General features: G+C 31.6%; 13 protein-coding genes. 8 read left to right on the top strand and 5 right to left on the bottom strand.

The genetic code is table 11. The annotated features are described in order from the left end of the window. Positions 1-357 precede the first annotated feature (357 nt). Genes ACTS9J_RS13295 through ACTS9J_RS13285 form a run of 3 tightly spaced genes read right to left on the bottom strand, consistent with a single transcriptional unit; the run spans position 358 to position 3,861 of the window. Entirely contained in the window at positions 358-1,248 is an 891-nt protein-coding gene (locus ACTS9J_RS13295) for a DMT family transporter (protein WP_286494697.1), read from the bottom strand. Positions 1,249-1,299: 51 nt separating this feature from the next. Continuing rightward, positions 1,300-1,854, bottom strand: a complete 555-nt coding sequence (locus tag ACTS9J_RS13290) for a DNA-3-methyladenine glycosylase I (RefSeq protein WP_225542804.1) — start codon at positions 1,852-1,854, stop codon at positions 1,300-1,302. Positions 1,855-1,857: 3 nt separating this feature from the next. Beyond that, positions 1,858-3,861: a thioredoxin domain-containing protein gene (locus tag ACTS9J_RS13285; protein ID WP_448353322.1), complete on the bottom strand. Its 2,004-nt coding sequence runs from the start codon at positions 3,859-3,861 to the stop codon at positions 1,858-1,860. 76 nt (positions 3,862-3,937) lie between these two features. Here ACTS9J_RS13285 and putP point away from each other — a divergent pair, with 76 nt between their 5' ends. The 8 genes from putP to ACTS9J_RS13245 all read left to right on the top strand — a co-directional run bounded on the left by putP (position 3,938) and on the right by ACTS9J_RS13245 (position 13,419). Further along, positions 3,938-5,437: a sodium/proline symporter PutP gene (gene putP / locus ACTS9J_RS13280; protein ID WP_448353321.1), complete on the top strand. Its 1,500-nt coding sequence runs from the start codon at positions 3,938-3,940 to the stop codon at positions 5,435-5,437. Positions 5,438-5,536: 99 nt separating this feature from the next. Then, a complete protein-coding gene (locus ACTS9J_RS13275; RefSeq protein WP_448353320.1) occupies positions 5,537-5,818 on the top strand; it encodes a DUF2750 domain-containing protein in 282 nt (93 codons plus the stop codon). 204 nt (positions 5,819-6,022) lie between these two features. Continuing rightward, positions 6,023-7,807, top strand: coding sequence for a DNA mismatch repair endonuclease MutL (mutL, locus tag ACTS9J_RS13270; RefSeq protein WP_038331948.1), 1,785 nt, complete (start codon positions 6,023-6,025; stop codon positions 7,805-7,807). Positions 7,808-7,811: 4 nt separating this feature from the next. Next, on the top strand, positions 7,812-8,552 hold the full coding sequence (locus tag ACTS9J_RS13265) for a rhomboid family intramembrane serine protease (RefSeq protein WP_448353319.1): 741 nt from the start codon (positions 7,812-7,814) through the stop codon (positions 8,550-8,552). Positions 8,553-8,555: 3 nt separating this feature from the next. Further along, the gene (locus ACTS9J_RS13260) at positions 8,556-9,443 is read left to right on the top strand and encodes a rhomboid family intramembrane serine protease (protein ID WP_038331955.1); all 888 of its coding nucleotides are present in this window, start codon (positions 8,556-8,558) and stop codon (positions 9,441-9,443) included. A 1-nt stretch (position 9,444) separates the two neighbouring features. Then, a complete protein-coding gene (locus ACTS9J_RS13255; protein ID WP_448353318.1) occupies positions 9,445-10,485 on the top strand; it encodes an endonuclease/exonuclease/phosphatase family protein in 1,041 nt (346 codons plus the stop codon). 32 nt (positions 10,486-10,517) lie between these two features. Then, a complete protein-coding gene (locus tag ACTS9J_RS13250) occupies positions 10,518-12,047 on the top strand; it encodes a helicase HerA-like domain-containing protein (RefSeq protein ID WP_448353317.1) in 1,530 nt (509 codons plus the stop codon). 4 nt (positions 12,048-12,051) lie between these two features. Continuing rightward, the gene (locus ACTS9J_RS13245; protein ID WP_448353316.1) at positions 12,052-13,419 is read left to right on the top strand and encodes an exonuclease domain-containing protein; all 1,368 of its coding nucleotides are present in this window, start codon (positions 12,052-12,054) and stop codon (positions 13,417-13,419) included. Positions 13,420-13,516: 97 nt separating this feature from the next. Here ACTS9J_RS13245 and ACTS9J_RS13240 read toward each other — a convergent pair whose 3' ends face one another. Further along, the gene (locus tag ACTS9J_RS13240) at positions 13,517-14,908 is read right to left on the bottom strand and encodes an OmpA family protein (protein WP_448353315.1); all 1,392 of its coding nucleotides are present in this window, start codon (positions 14,906-14,908) and stop codon (positions 13,517-13,519) included. Between the two features lie 80 nt (positions 14,909-14,988). Then, positions 14,989-15,498 (bottom strand): 2-amino-4-hydroxy-6-hydroxymethyldihydropteridine diphosphokinase, encoded by a 510-nt coding sequence (folK, locus tag ACTS9J_RS13235; protein WP_448353314.1) that lies wholly within the window; start codon positions 15,496-15,498, stop codon positions 14,989-14,991. Between the last annotated feature and the right edge of the window lie 11 nt (positions 15,499-15,509).

Here is a 15,509-nt window from a genome sequence, read left to right as displayed (position 1 = left end):
ACTGTTGGAACAAAGTTCCAGTAGTGGTTTTTTGTATGGGATACCTAAAAGAAGAAAGGAAGGATTCGGAATTTTTAGCGAAAAATCGTATTTTTAAATCCGTAATTTCAACCCCTCTTTAGGCCACTTTATTTTCTTTCACGGCCATTGTTCAGTATCGGTTCTATGACGCTTCTATGCCGCCTTTATGCTACCTCTATGCTGCCTTTGTACCGCCTCAACTTCGCCTCAATCAGGAGGTTTCTCTTGTCTTTCTTCGGTGATGCTCTTGTCTTGCTTTAAGTAAAGTTCTCCTATGAAATGAATGCGCATAAAAAATCCTCATTCCAATGAATGAGGATTGATCGTATAGTACCGTTAAATGGTTTCGATTTGTTTTTTGTTTGGTTTCTGCGTCAAATACACACCTGATAATATCATAGCAAAGCCAAATAAATGCATGAATGTGATTTGTTCTCCAACTAAAAATCCCCAAAAAACAGAAACAATCGGCATCAAATAGGTGACCATTGAGGAGAACATCGAGCCAGTGGCTTGGATTAATTTGTAGAATAAAATCATTGCTAATGCAGTCCCAATTAAGCCTAATATGGCGACATATCCCAAACTTTCTAATTGTTGAGGTGTACCAACAAAGTCAGTGAAAAAACCGGATAAAAATAAGATTACAATAGAAGGTAATAACCAGATTGTAAATAATGCTGATGACAATTGGAATGATGGTACATCGTTTAAATAGCGAGTTAAAATCAAACTATTTAGTCCATACAAAGCAGTTGCTAATACAATTAATAAACAATGTAATAAACTGTTTTCACCTGAAAAACTATCTCCACTAATTAATAGAACAGCTCCTAAAAAACCGATCAACGCACCAATTATTTGATTTTTAGTTCCTTTGATATTGAAAAATAAGGCTCCAAATAGTAAAATAAATAATGGAACTAAGGAATCTAAAATTCCAGCCATTGAACTAGAAACGTGTGTTTGCGCCATTGGAAATAAAAACATTGGAATGAAATTTCCACAAAAACCAGCTAATGCAACATATTTTAATTTGTTTTTTGGAATCTTAAATAAACTTGGAATTCCCCAAATGGCTAAAATTCCTCCTGCGATAGATAGACGTAAGGCGCCTACTTGATAGGGTGTGTAAGAAACCAATCCTTGTTTGATTAGTATAAAAGAACTTCCCCAAGTTAAAGCTAAAATACCGAGGATAATCCAATATTTTAATTCGATTTTCATGTGCTAAATTTGCGCAAAGATGCGAAAGTTAGCTGTTTTTACAAACATAATTTATTTACAAAAGCAATCGTTGGTATGATCGTTAACCATTCCGGTAGCTTGCATGTGCGCATAAATTGTTGTTGAACCAAAGAATTTAAAACCTCTTTTTTTCAAATCTTTCGCAATTTTGTCCGAAATTTCTGTGGTTGCAGGAACTTCTTTGATTGAGTTCCAATTATTGATAATAGGTTTGTGGTCAACGTAACTCCAAATAAAATCAGAGAACGATCCAAATTCTTTTTGTATTTCGATAAACAACTTTGCATTGTTGATTGCTGCAGAAATTTTTCCCCGATGACGAATAATTCCTTCATTTTGGACTAATTCTTCGATTTTAGTTTCATCAAAATTGGCTACTTTTTTGACATCAAAATTTGCAAATGCTTTTCTAAAGTTTTCACGTTTTTTGAGAATAGTAAACCAACTCAATCCCGCTTGAAAAGATTCGAGAATCAAAAATTCAAATAAAATTTTATCGTCTTTTATAGGTTTTCCCCATTCGTTATCGTGATAATCGATGTAATCTTGGTCTTTATTTACCCAAGCGCAACGTGTTTTTTCCATGGTTTATAAATTTTTATAGGCTTCTTCAATAGAAAAAATTGGTAATTGACATGCATAATTTTCGCAAATATGAATGGATGTTTTATTTTCAATCAATCTATTTTTAGTAATCTCTAATTGTTCTGTTTCTGAAGCAACAAAAATCGCATTCGGTACATAACATTGTTGGATTTGTTTCGAATATTTTTGAGCTTCATTACCAACGATAACAATTTCTTTGAACGGATAACTGAAATTTAAATACAACTGAATCCAATTTGCAAAACCAGTTGGATAATCGTGAATTTTTTCATCAATATTCGTTAACATTTGCTTGGCTTGTTCGATGTATTTTTCTTCATTTAAAATTTTTCCTAATTTAAATAAATTAGTTGCCATGACAGAATTTGAAGAAGAAATAACATTGTCATAAATCTCAAATGTTTCATTAACCAAAGGTGTGTCATAATGCGACTTGTACGCAAACATTTTGTTTTTAGGATTATAAAATTGATTGAAAACTTCTTCTGTTAAGGTTTGAGCCGTTTCTAAATAATGCATTTCCGAAGTGACTTCATAAAGCTTAATTAACGCTTCAATCATTAGGGCATAATCGTCCAAAAATCCTGGAATTGTTGTTTGGTTATCTTTATAATTTCTAAATAAAATTTCACCATTCCATTGATTTTCTAAAATAAAATTGGTTACATTTTTTGCTAAATCAAGATATTCATCATTTTCAAAAGTGATAGATGCATCGCACAAACCTTTTATGGTTAGCGCATTCCAAGAAGTTAAAACTTTTTCGTCACGATGAGGTTTTATACGTTGTTCACGAATTTGATTAAGGATTTTTTTCCATTCAGAAACTTTGGTTTGAAGTTCTATTGTTGTAATATTCTGTTTAGATGCAAAATCTTCGTCATCTGTCAACCGCATCAAAATATTATTGCCATGTTCCCATTCGCCAAATTCGTCTATGTTATAATAGTTCTGAAACAAATCAAAATCTTCTTTTAAAATCAGTTTCAATTCATGCGATTTCCAAACATAATATTTTCCTTCTTCACTTTCAGAATCAGCGTCAATTGCAGCATAAAAAACATTTTCTGGCGAAAGCATTTCATCTTTTAGCCAATTGATGGTTTCTTTTACTATATTTTCATATTCTTTTTCGTTGAAAACTCGATAAGCATTTGAGTATAGAGAAAGCAGTTGTCCATTGTCGTAAAGCATTTTTTCGAAATGTGGAACTTTCCAATACGGATCGACTGAATATCGCGAAAAACCTCCTTTCAATTGATCGTAAATTCCTCCAAAAGCCATTCTGTCTAATGTTATTTTGGTTTGAATTAAACAGTTTTCGTTTTTAGTTTGAATTCCATAACGTAAAATAGTCTCCCAAGCATTTGGTAACATAAATTTTGGTGCACGATTAAAACCGCCCCATTCGTCATCAAATTGTTGTCTCCAAAATTCGAATGTTTCGTCGATTTTTTCTTTCGAAAAAAAATGTTCAGATTTCAATTCAATCGTTTCCATTTTGTGTAAACCATCAGCAATAGAGTTGACATATTCCATTGTTTTAGCTTTATTGTGATGATACAAATGATTAATATTTTCTAATAATTCAATCCATTGAACTTTTGGGAAATAAGTTCCGCCATAAAAAGGATGACCATCAGGCAAAGCAAAAACATTCAGCGGCCAACCACCAGATTGATGAATTATTTGCGAAACATTCATGTACAAAGCATCTAAGTCAGGGCGTTCTTCACGATCAATTTTAATACAAACAAAATTATCATTCATTACTTTTGCAACTTCTTTGTTTTCAAAAGATTGATATTCCATCACGTGACACCAATGACAAGCCGAATATCCAATTGAAATAAGCAAAGGTTTGTTGACTTTTTTTGCATGAATCAAAACTTCGTCACTCCAACTTTGCCACCAAACAGGATTATTTTCGTGTTGTTTCAAATACGGACTTGTCGCTGATTTTAGATTATTTTGTTGAAAATTCATGATTCTTGTTTAGAAATTTAAAGTTCGTACATTTTTTGTGGACGAAAAATTATATTTTCGATAAAAATTAAAACACATGAACATTTACGAATACATTTCTATTGTCGCATATATGGCTCTGATGATTGGAATCGGGATTTACTCCTACCGAAAGTCAACAAGTAATTCCGAAGATTTTTTGATTGGAGGAAGAAAAATTGGAGCAGCTGTTACGGCGCTTTCTGCTGGTGCTGCTGATATGAGTGGTTGGTTGTTAATGGGCGTTCCAGGAGCAATGTATTTTACAGGTTTGTCGAGTGCGTGGATTGCAATTGGATTGACAACAGGATGTTTTTTGAACTATATTTTTGTCGCACCGCGATTACGAATTTATACAGAAATCGCTCAAAATTCGATTACATTACCCGTATTTTTTGAAAATCGTTTCAAAGATAAATCGCGTTTATTAAGAATTGTTTCTTCAATATTAATCTTAGTATTTTTTACATTATATACTTCTGCTGGAATGGTTTCTGGAGGCAAATTGTTTGAATCTGCTTTTGGATTAAATTATATGACTGGACTTTGGATGACAAGTTTTGTAGTTGTATTATACACTTTTTTAGGTGGTTTTTTAGCGGTAAGTTTAACTGATTTCGTACAAGGGACGATTATGGTTTTGGCTTTGGTTATTGTTCCGATTGTAGCAATTTCTGAAATTGGTGGAGTTGGTGAAACCTTTTCGTTGATTAATGATAAAGGCGATAAATATTTAGATTTATTTAAAGGTACAACAACAGTTAGTATATTATCCTTGATGGCTTGGGGGTTAGGATATTGTGGTCAGCCCCATATTTTAGTACGTTTTATGGCGATTGGAAACCCGAAAGATTTAGCGAAAGCTAAAGATATTGGAATTACATGGATGATTTTTACAGTAGGTGGAGCACTTTTAGTTGGTTTAGTTGGTATCGCATATTTAATGAAATTTGATCAAACAACAATGTTAAAATTTGATGGGTCTAAAACAGAAGCAGAAACGATTTTTATTTATTTTTCACGTGTTTTGTTTCATCCATTAGTTGGTGGATTTTTATTATCAGCAATTTTAGCAGCTGTAATGAGTACAATTTCTTCACAATTATTAGTAACATCAAGTTCGTTAACAGAAGATATTTACAAAGCATTTTTGAACAAAAAAGCAACACCAAAACAGTTATTAACAGCAAGTCGTTTATCGGTTTTAATTGTAGCATTAATCGCGGTGTTGTTGTCATTAACACCAAAAGATTCTATTCTAAATTTAGTTGGAAATGCTTGGGCAGGATTTGGATCTGCATTTGGACCAGTAATCGTTTTCTCTCTTTTTTGGAAAAAAACTTCTTGGCAAGGAGCTTTAGCAGGTATGTTAACAGGAGGAATTGTTGTCTTAGCTTGGGTTTATGTAAATCACGATTACAAAGATTGGTATGAAATGATACCTGGGTTTTTATCTTCGGTTATCGCAATTTATGTCGTTTCGTTAATGACTCAAAAACCTAATAAAGAAATTGACAAAGAATTTGATGAAATGAAAGCTGTTTTGAAAGAGAATTAACATGCATCCAAAAGAAATGGAAAATATATTAAAGTTAAATCATTTTGAGCGCTATCAATATTTATTCGAAAAATTGCTGACGGGGAAACTGCTTATATAATGATTTTTCCTGATGGTAATTATGCTATTTCTATAATTAATGATAAAAAAATATTTCCAATTTGGTCAGCGAAAGAATTTGCTGAATTATCTAAAATAGACGGGTGGGAAAATTGCGAAATATTGAAATTGACTTTAGATGATTTCGAAGAAACTCTTTTCTATTATATTGATGAAAATAATTTATTGCTAAATGTTTTTCCTACAGATAAAACTGGTTTTGTCGTTAGTTTAGAAGAATTCGCTAGAGATTTAAAAGATGAATTAGAACAATATCAATAAAATATCAATAAAAAAGGTAGACAAATGTCTACCTTTTTTATTGATGAAAATTATGAATTTATTATTCAAAAGTTAAATCTCAAAACTTCAACAATTGTTGATAAGTTTCACTTATAGAGAATAAGGTCAAAAGAGAGATTTGTTTGTATATTTGTAAAGTTTGATTAAAAAATTAGTCAAAATTAAATCAATTTATACGAAAAGATGAACGATATTATTCAATTACTGCCAGATCATGTAGCCAATCAAATTGCCGCAGGAGAAGTCGTACAACGACCAGCTTCTGTCATAAAAGAATTGATTGAAAATGCGGTGGATTCTGGCGCAACTTCTATTCAGGTGATTGTAAAAGATGCTGGAAGAAGCTTGATTCAAGTGATTGATAATGGTTCGGGAATGAGTGTAACAGATGTCCGAATGGCTTTTGAACGTCACGCGACTTCAAAAATCAGAAAGACAGAGGATATTTATAATATTCATACAAAAGGTTTTCGTGGAGAGGCTTTGGCATCGATTGCTGCGGTTGCGCAAGTAGAAACGAAAACGCGTCGAGAAGATGATGAGGTTGGTTCGCAATTGGTGATTGAAGGCGGAGAAGTTCGCAACCAAGATCCGGTTGTTTGTCCAGTTGGAACGTCTATTTCAGTAAAAAATCTTTTCTATAATGTACCTGCTCGTCGTAATTTCTTAAAATCAAATCAGGTTGAATTTCGTCATATTCAAGATGAGTTTCAACGTGTTTCGATGGCACACGAAAACATTAGTTTCTTTTTACATCACAATGATGCAGAGGTTTATCATTTGAAAGCCGGAAATCTGAAACAACGTATTGCTCAAATTTTTGGAAAAAAATTAAGTTCTCAAATTATTTCGGTTGAAGAAGATACAGAAATTGTAAAAGTAAAAGGTTTTGTAGGAAAACCAGATGCTGCAAAAAAATCGCGTGGAGAGCAATTTTTCTTTGTGAATAATCGCTTTATTCGTAGCGGATATTTGCACAATGCAATCGTAGATGCTTTCGAGAGTTTGTTGCCAACGGGTTATAGTCCTTCTTATTTTTTATATTTAGAAATTGATCCGTCAAAAATTGATATTAATATTCATCCAACCAAAACAGAAATCAAATTTGAGGATGAAGCGTTGATTTTCACGATTCTTAGAGCGGCTGTAAAACATGCTTTAGGACAATTTAATGTAATTCCTTCGTTAGATTTTGAACAAGATCCGAACTGGGCTTTTATTCCGTCAGCGACAGAAGATACAGAAATTAAAATGCCAGAAATTACGGTTGATTCAAGTTTCAATCCTTTTGAGCATCAACAAACAAGAGCGCCAAAACCGTCTGATATTCGTGCGAATATGGATTTTTATAAGGATGCTGTTGAGTTAGAAATCGAAAATAATCATGCGCATCAATTATTTGAATCTGAAGATTTTCATGATAGTTTTGAAGTCATTCAATGGATGAATCAATATTTGGTAGTGGAATACCGTGGCGAATTGTTAATCATTGATCAACATCGTGCGCATCAAAAAATATTATTCGAAAAATTTATACATTCAAATAATGGAAGTGCTTTGGTACAACAAATGCTTTTCCCGATAGAGTTGGAACTTTCGCCAAATGATCGTCAGAAATTAATTAATGTAGAACATCAATTGTTGAGTTTTGGTTTTGATATTTCGTTAGACGAAGAAGCGATACAGATTAATGCGATTCCTGTTGATGTGCAACAAGAGGATGTTGTGTCTGTTTTTATGGATTTTATCGAGGAATTGGAATACCAAGAATCAATTGAATTAGAAAATACGTTTGCAAAAATTTTAGCAAAAAATGCAGCTGTTAAAAAAGGAGTTTCATTAAAATCTGAACAAATGCAAACTTTGGTCGAAGAATTGCTAAGACTACCAAATCCGAATTATACGCCATACGGACGCCCAATTTTTGTGCAGATGAATACGGCTGATATCAAAAAAACATTACAATAAACGAATGAGACAATCTATACCACCGATTACAAAGAATTTACTAATTATAAACGGTTTGTTCTTTCTAGCGACTTTTGTTTTTAGTACAAAAGGAATCGATTTGAGAGTGATTTTAGGTGCTTTTTATCCAGAATCTCCCAACTTCAAATTTTGGCAAATTTTGACGCATATGTTTATGCATGCCGATTTTTCGCATATTTTGTTTAATATGTTTGCATTGTGGATGTTTGGTTCTGTGGTTGAACAAACGTTTGGACCAAAAAAATTCTTGATACTTTATTTGTTAGCTGGTTTAGGTGGTTTTATATTGTTTAATGTTGTAAATTATTTTCAAATAGAGCACTTAAAAGATGTATTAAATTCACAATCTTTTCCTATATCAAAAATACTTCAATATTCTGTTAGAGGTTTAGACGGATCTTATTTTAGTAATGGTTTAATTGACAGTAATATTAATGCTAAAGAATTACAAGGTTATTACTTGAGTAATATGGTTGGTGCTTCTGGTGCTATTTATGGTTTGTTATTGGCTTTCGCGGTTTTATATCCAGACGAAAAATTAATGTTAATCTTTTTCCCAGTTCCTGTAAAAGCAAAATATTTTATTCCAATTATGGTATTAATTGAGTTTTATATGGGATATCAAAACATTGGAAATGTAGCTCACTTTGCACATTTAGGAGGTGGATTGATTGGCTTCTTGTTAACAAGACATTGGAAAAAGAATTTATATAGATGGAATTAAAAAATGGCAAATAATATCTTAGACGATTTAAAATTAAAATATTCATCAGGAAATAGTGCAACAAAGTTGATTTACATTAACGTTGTGGTGTTTTTTACATTGTTAATTATTGATTTTGTTCTTCGAACGATAGTAAATTCTACGATTACAACAACAGGTTTGTTTGCTTTGTCATCTTTCGATGATTTGATTGTAAGACCTTGGCAAATCCTAACATATTCTTGGTTACATGGCAATCTTTTTCATTTGATAATGAATATGGTTTTGTTGTATTTTGTTGGACAAATGTTTTTGCAACAATTTCAAAACCGAAATTTAGTTACATTCTATATTTTTGGAGGGATCGCTGGCGGAATTTTCTTTTTATTGTTTCAGAACGTTTTCAATTATTCACATTTATTAGTTGGTGCTTCGGCAGCGGTTTACGCAGTTTTTTTTGCTATGATTTCGTATAATCCGAAAATGCCTGTTCGTTTGTTGTTGATTCCTACTTCATTTCCATTATTGTATGTTGGTTATGTATTTATCGCTTTTGATGTGTATAATATTATAGCTAATCAAAACGCGGGTGGTAGTATTTCACATTTGGGAGGTGCTATTTTTGGTTATCTTTATATGAAACAATTTGAGAGAGGAAATGATTTTTTAGGCAATTTTATTTTCAAAATAGAGGAGTTATTTAAGAAAAAAGAGAAATCAACTTTCAAAACATATAAAAATATTTCTTCAACTTCTTCGCGATCAAATGTTCCGAAAGATGATTACGATTTTAATCATCAAAAAGTTGAAAAACAAAAGAAAATTGATGTAATTTTAGATAAGATTTCTCGTTCAGGTTACGAGAGTTTGTCCAAAGAAGAAAAAGACTTTCTGTTTAGAGAAGGTAGGTAAAATGAGTATAATCAGTAAGTTTAAACTAAATTATTTCAATCGTTTAGTACTAACAATTAATATCGTTTTTTTGTTAGTGGCTTATTGTGTCTATTTAAATAAAATTTTTACGCCTACAGAAATTCCATATTTTAACTTTATTTCGATTGGTTTTCCAATATTATTTGCATTTGGAGCAATGTTTTTACTGTATTGGTTACTGTTTAGCTGGCGACACTTTTTGTTAATTTTAGTTCTTTCAGCCGGATTATTTTACCCAATTTATCTTTCATATCCAATTGTACAATTCAATAAAGTTAAAGATAAAAAAGCTGATTTATCTGTATTGACATATAATGTACATGGTTTTAAAGAAGAAGGAACAAAAGAACTTTTGATTAAGAATAAGGCAGATATTATGCTGCTTCAAGAAGCGTATGAAGGTCAACAGAAAAGTCTAAAAAATAAAGAATTCAAAAATTACTATTCAGAATTTTATGGTTTATTGACAATTTATAGTAAATATCCTATTATTCAAACCAAAAAAATAACGCCTGATGATAATGATGAATTGAATGGTCTTGCCGCATATGCAGATATCGATTTAGGGAATGATACGATTCGTGTAATTAATGTTTATCTTGAACCAATGTACATTGATAAAGCGATGGTAAAAGAAATTATTCAATCCGATGATTCGAGAAATGCTGAAATTTCTAGTCGAAAAGTTGAATTGAAATTGGTGCAAGGTATGCAAAAACATCAAAAACAGTTAGACGCAATTATCCCGTATATCACATCTTCACGTTATCCAGTTATTTTGGGAACGGATCTTAATTCGACTCCAGTTTCGTACGAATATGAGAAGTTAAAAAAATATCTTCACGATTCTTATATAGAAGTAGGAAAAGGAAATGCGACAACTTTTCATGGATTTAAATTCCCTATTAGAATTGATTATTTATTTCATTCTAAATTATTTAAGCCTGTTGAAGCACACGTTATTCGAAAAAAATTCTCTGATCATTATCCAGTAGCTGTAAAATATAAAATTTCAGAATAATTTTTCCTATATTTATTCAATAATCAATCAAAATGAATCAGAAAGAAAGCTTTATTCAAGAGGTACAAAGTCGTTATTCTTATAAAAATGATAAAATAATTTTAGGCAAAGCCAAATTGGATGGTGAAATTGTAGAAGAAGTTGAAATTTCAGTAGCATTAAAAACAATGAATCGTCACGGATTGATTGGTGGAGCAACTGGAACAGGGAAAACAAAATCTTTGCAGATTATCGCCGAGCAACTTTCTCTGAAAGGTGTTCCAACTTTGTTGATGGATATCAAAGGAGACTTATCTGGAATTGGAGCTGCTGCAAATTCGGAAGATAAAAATGCGCAAGAAAGAATGGAGGCGCTTAATTTACCTTTTGATCCGCAAGCTTCTCCTGTCGAGTTTTTGTCTATTTCTGATGAACCAGGTGCAAAACTTCGTGCAACTGTAAGTGATTTTGGTCCAATTTTATTCAGTAAAATTTTGGAACTGAATGAAACACAAGAAAGTATTATTTCAATTATATTCAAATATTGTCAAGATCGTAATTTACCTTTGATTGATTTGGAGGATATTCGACGTGTTTTGCAATATGTGACAGATTCTGATGAAGGAAAATCTGAATTAAATTCGAATTATGGAACAATTGCGCCAGCTTCTTTGGGAGCTATTTTGCGCAAAATTGTTGCATTAGAACAGCAAGGTGCAACAAAGTTTTTTGGAGAACCAAGTTTTGATGTTCAGGATTTATTGAAAACGAAAGACGGAAAAGGAATTGTAAATATTATTCGTTTGATTGATATTCAAAATCAACCTAATTTATTTTCAACTTTTATGTTGAGTTTATTGAATAAAATTTATTCTCAATTCCCTGAATCTGGAGATTCTGATAAACCGAAATTGGTGATTTTTATTGATGAAGCACATTTGATTTTTAAGGAAGCTACGAAAGCTTTATTGAATCAAATTGAAACAATGGTAAAATTAATTCGCTCTAAAGGTGTGGGATTATATTTTGTAACGCAAGTTCCTGGTGATGTTCCTGATGCAGTTTTGAGTCAATTAGGTCTTAAAGTTCAACATGCGTTAAGAGGTTTTACTGCGAAAGATCGAAAAGAAATAACAAAAGCAATCGAAAATTATCCGACAACAACCTATTATAAAGCGGATGAGGTCATCACGCAATTAGGAATTGGAGAGGCTTTTGTGACAGCTTTAGACGAAAAAGGTATTCCAACTCCTTTGGCGTATACGTATATGCGAGCGCCAAATTCGAGAATGGATATTTTGACTTCAAATGAAATCGATACGATTACCTCAAATTCAGATTTAGTGATAAAATATGCAACTGATATTGATCGTGAATCTGCAAATGAAATTTTATCGAAAAAATTAGAACAACAAAAAAATATAGAGAAACCTGCTGCTAAAGCAACTTCAACAAGAAGTGTTCCTAAGGAAAAAGATTGGACAGATAATCCTGTTGTGCGTGATGTAAGTCGTACTGCAACTCGAAAATTGATGGATTTTGGAATGAAAATGTTAACTAATTTTTTAAAAGGAAAAAAATAAGCACGTGTACGCGATTTTAGATATAGAAGCGACTGGCGGAAAAGTAGGGGAAGAGTCAATCATAGAGATTGCGGTGTATAAATATGATGGAAAAGAAATTGTCGATCAGTTTATATCATTAGTCAATCCCGAAAAAAAGATTGACCAATATGTACAAAGATTAACGCATATTTCGGATAAAATGGTGCTGACAGCGCCTAAATTTCATGAAATAGCAAAACGTATTGTTGAGATTACAGATGATTGTATTTTAGTTGGACATAATGTAATGTTTGATTATAGAATGCTAAAACAAGAATTCGATCGTTTGGGTTATAATTACGAAAAAGAATGGATTGATACGTTCGAATATAGCGAAAAATTGATTCCAGGATTACCTTCATATTCTTTGGGAAAATTATGCGAATCGCTTGGAATTGTAGTGACAGATAGACACAGGGCTTCTGGAGATGCAAGAGCGACAATTTCTTTGTTTAAATTATTGTTAGATAAAGATTCGGAAAAAATAATCACGAAGAAAACAGGTTTAAAACAACCTAAAAAAGCACATTCTAAGTATCAGAAACTGCTTGAAGGTTTACCTAATTCTATCGGGGTTTATTATTTATACAATAGCCGAAAACAACTTATTTATATTTGTCGAAGCAATAATATTGCACGATCTATTAATCAAATTTTTACATCAAAAACTCTAAAAGCAAATAAACTTAAGCGTTATACTCGTTCTATAAAATTCGAAGAAACCGGAAGTGGTTTTCTTGCAGCAATTAAAGAAAATAATGAGGTTTTGAATAATCAACCAATGTATAACCTAAAGTTGGTAGAGAATAAAGTTTATCCTTTTGGATTGTATTATTTAGAATCTAAACGTGGTTATTCGAGATTAGAAATAGGGAAAGTTAGAAAGACACAACCTGTTTTGAAATTTAAAACTAAAGAACGTGCAAAAGAGGTTTTAGAGAAAATTGTGAATGATTATAACCTTTGTCAACAAGTAAATGCTGGAATAAAATCTGATGATTCGTGTTTCCAATATAAAGTGAACAAATGCAAAGGAGCTTGTATTAAAGAGGAATCTAAAGAAGTTTATAATGAACGAATTCAAAGTTTTATTAAAACAACTGAATATCCTTCCGAAACTTTTTTGATTATTGATAAAGGACGAAAAGGAATTGAAAAATCATTTTATTTAGTGGAGAATGGAGAATTTAAAGGATATGGTTATTACGAATATCATCATCAAATAAAAACGCTAGAGAAGATTCTTAATATCTTAATTCCGATTCATGAAACAGAGGAAATAAAAAATATGCTTAAATACTTTTTGTATAAAGTTTCTTCTAATCCTAATCAAATCATTATTCTTGAATAATTAATTTAAATAATATTCTTTAAAAGAAGAAAGTATAAAACAATAAAAAAGCTCAGTTATATTTAACTGAGCTTTTTTTGTATGATTAAATTTTAGACTATTTAATTTCTTTGAAAATTACACGTCTGTTTTCTAAGTTTTTCCAAGCAGGACAATTTGTAACAGGATTACATTCTGGCCATTTTAAATCAGATTTACCTTTTCCTACAGACGACAATTTAGTTGTGTCAACACCTTTGTTAGCTAAGTAACGAACAACAGAAGCAGCACGTCTTTCAGATAATTTTTGGTTATAATCAACACCACCAGCAGCATCTGTATGACCTTCTACTACGAATTTGAAATCTGGATTTGCTAACAATACCTCAGAAGCATGATTTAATTTTTCATAAGATTGCTCTCTGATACGATCAGAGTTGTAATCGAATTCGATACCCTCTAAGTATGCATTAATTGTTGTTGCAACCTCTTCATCAGAAATTCTGATTACTTTTTCAGGACAACCACCATTTGTAGGAGGTCCAGGAATTGTAGGACATTTATCACCATCTCCATCAGAATCTAAAGAACATCCTGATCCGTCTACGCGAATACCTTCTGGAGTTCCAAGACATTTATCCCATTGGTCACAAACACCGTCACGGTCTTCGTCAATACATTCGAATGGAGTTTGTTCTACAGGAGCTTTGTAAGCTAAAGGAGATACCCATTGTAATGCATCTTTGTGTTTACCAATTTTATAGTGTAATCCCAAAGAGAATGTTATCATATTGTCATCACGACCTTCTTCAGTATCAGCGGCAGTCATACCACCTGAGTTGTGATAAGGCATTGGTTTTCCTGATCCATCAAATTCTTCATCACCAGACATATAGTACATTCCACGTAACTCTAAATCAAATTTGTCATTCAATTTGTAACGTAAACCAGCACCAACTTGAGAATAAATAGATTTATCAGAGATATCTTGATCAGTTATTAATGTAAAGTTAGGATCTCCTTGAGGAGCATAATTATTTCTATAAGCTTTATAGCCATGTATTCCTACTCCAGCATATAAATGCATAGCCCATTTAAATTCAGTTCTGTTATCAACTCTTCTTAGTAAATTTGAAGCATTTAAATCAGCTAAAACTCCAATTGCTTGGTATTTAGTTTTACCATACGCATATCCATGATATCCACTTAAAGCAGAATCATCAATATTACCTTTTTGTCTAGTTTTACCAAATTCATATTGTAAACTAAGACCAAAAGCATGAGAGATTTGTTTATTAACTTGTAATTGAACATCATATCCTGGAGTGAAATATTTTCCCATCCAAGAGACTAAGTCAGTATTTTGTAATGCATTCAATCCACCAAAAGCAGAAACAGACCAATCGTTGAATTCTTTTTTACTATTGTTGAATGGTTTTTCATCGTACTTGGTCTGCGCACTAGCACATACCGCAGCACCTAAGATTAATAAAGATAAAAGTTTTTTCATAGGTTAGAATTATTTTTATAACTAATATAAAGCATATCTTAATATAATTTTACAAAACTAATGAATTAATAGTTAATATCTTAATAAAAAGATAAACTTTTGATAAATTCTCTTGAGTAAATTTGAGGATGAGGAATTTTTAAATAATTGCAATTAATTAAAAGCTTATTATAGAATAATATATCAATATCTATTAAGCGATCAACGTAAATTTCATTTTCTTTAGGTTGAGAATAGATTCTCCCCATTTTTTGTTCAATTTCTTTAATTTTCTTCAAAACCTCAAATGGAGAATAACTTGTATTGATTTCTATTTTCTGATTTAAGAATAAATGCTCTGTAGTAAATCCTTCAGCTTTATTTTCAAGAATATTTGATTCTTTTTTTATTCCGCCTACCTCTTTGTTTATAAGGTTTTTAGCGATTTCTAAATTATTTTTTTTGTCACCTAAGTTTGTACCGAGTAACAAAATGACTATATTTTGCGACATATTAGGCAAAAGTAATAATAAATTAAAAATGAAAAACTTTTTCGGGAGAGTATTCTCAACAATCATAGGAAATCTATTAACGATTAGTGTATTTGTCATACTACTTTTCG

The sequence above is a fragment of the Empedobacter sp. ULE_I140 genome, from assembly GCF_053482575.1.
Note: the sequence above shows the minus strand (reverse complement) of the source record. Positions and strands in the feature narration are given on the sequence as shown.

Excerpts from the sequence above, each read along its gene's own strand:
- ACTS9J_RS13240 (WP_448353315.1), bottom strand. The coding sequence starts at position 14,908 with ATGAAAAAACTTTTATCTTTATTAATCTTAGGTGCTGCGGTATGTGCT.
- ACTS9J_RS13265 (WP_448353319.1), top strand. The coding sequence starts at position 7,812 with ATGAGACAATCTATACCACCGATTACAAAGAATTTACTAATTATAAAC.
- ACTS9J_RS13275 (WP_448353320.1), top strand. The coding sequence starts at position 5,537 with ATGATTTTTCCTGATGGTAATTATGCTATTTCTATAATTAATGATAAA.
- ACTS9J_RS13260 (WP_038331955.1), top strand. The coding sequence starts at position 8,556 with ATGGCAAATAATATCTTAGACGATTTAAAATTAAAATATTCATCAGGA.
- ACTS9J_RS13290 (WP_225542804.1), bottom strand. The coding sequence starts at position 1,854 with ATGGAAAAAACACGTTGCGCTTGGGTAAATAAAGACCAAGATTACATC.
- ACTS9J_RS13250 (WP_448353317.1), top strand. The coding sequence starts at position 10,518 with ATGAATCAGAAAGAAAGCTTTATTCAAGAGGTACAAAGTCGTTATTCT.
- folK (WP_448353314.1), bottom strand. The coding sequence starts at position 15,498 with ATGACAAATACACTAATCGTTAATAGATTTCCTATGATTGTTGAGAAT.
- ACTS9J_RS13295 (WP_286494697.1), bottom strand. The coding sequence starts at position 1,248 with ATGAAAATCGAATTAAAATATTGGATTATCCTCGGTATTTTAGCTTTA.
- ACTS9J_RS13285 (WP_448353322.1), bottom strand. The coding sequence starts at position 3,861 with ATGAATTTTCAACAAAATAATCTAAAATCAGCGACAAGTCCGTATTTG.
- putP (WP_448353321.1), top strand. The coding sequence starts at position 3,938 with ATGAACATTTACGAATACATTTCTATTGTCGCATATATGGCTCTGATG.
- ACTS9J_RS13255 (WP_448353318.1), top strand. The coding sequence starts at position 9,445 with ATGAGTATAATCAGTAAGTTTAAACTAAATTATTTCAATCGTTTAGTA.
- mutL (WP_038331948.1), top strand. The coding sequence starts at position 6,023 with ATGAACGATATTATTCAATTACTGCCAGATCATGTAGCCAATCAAATT.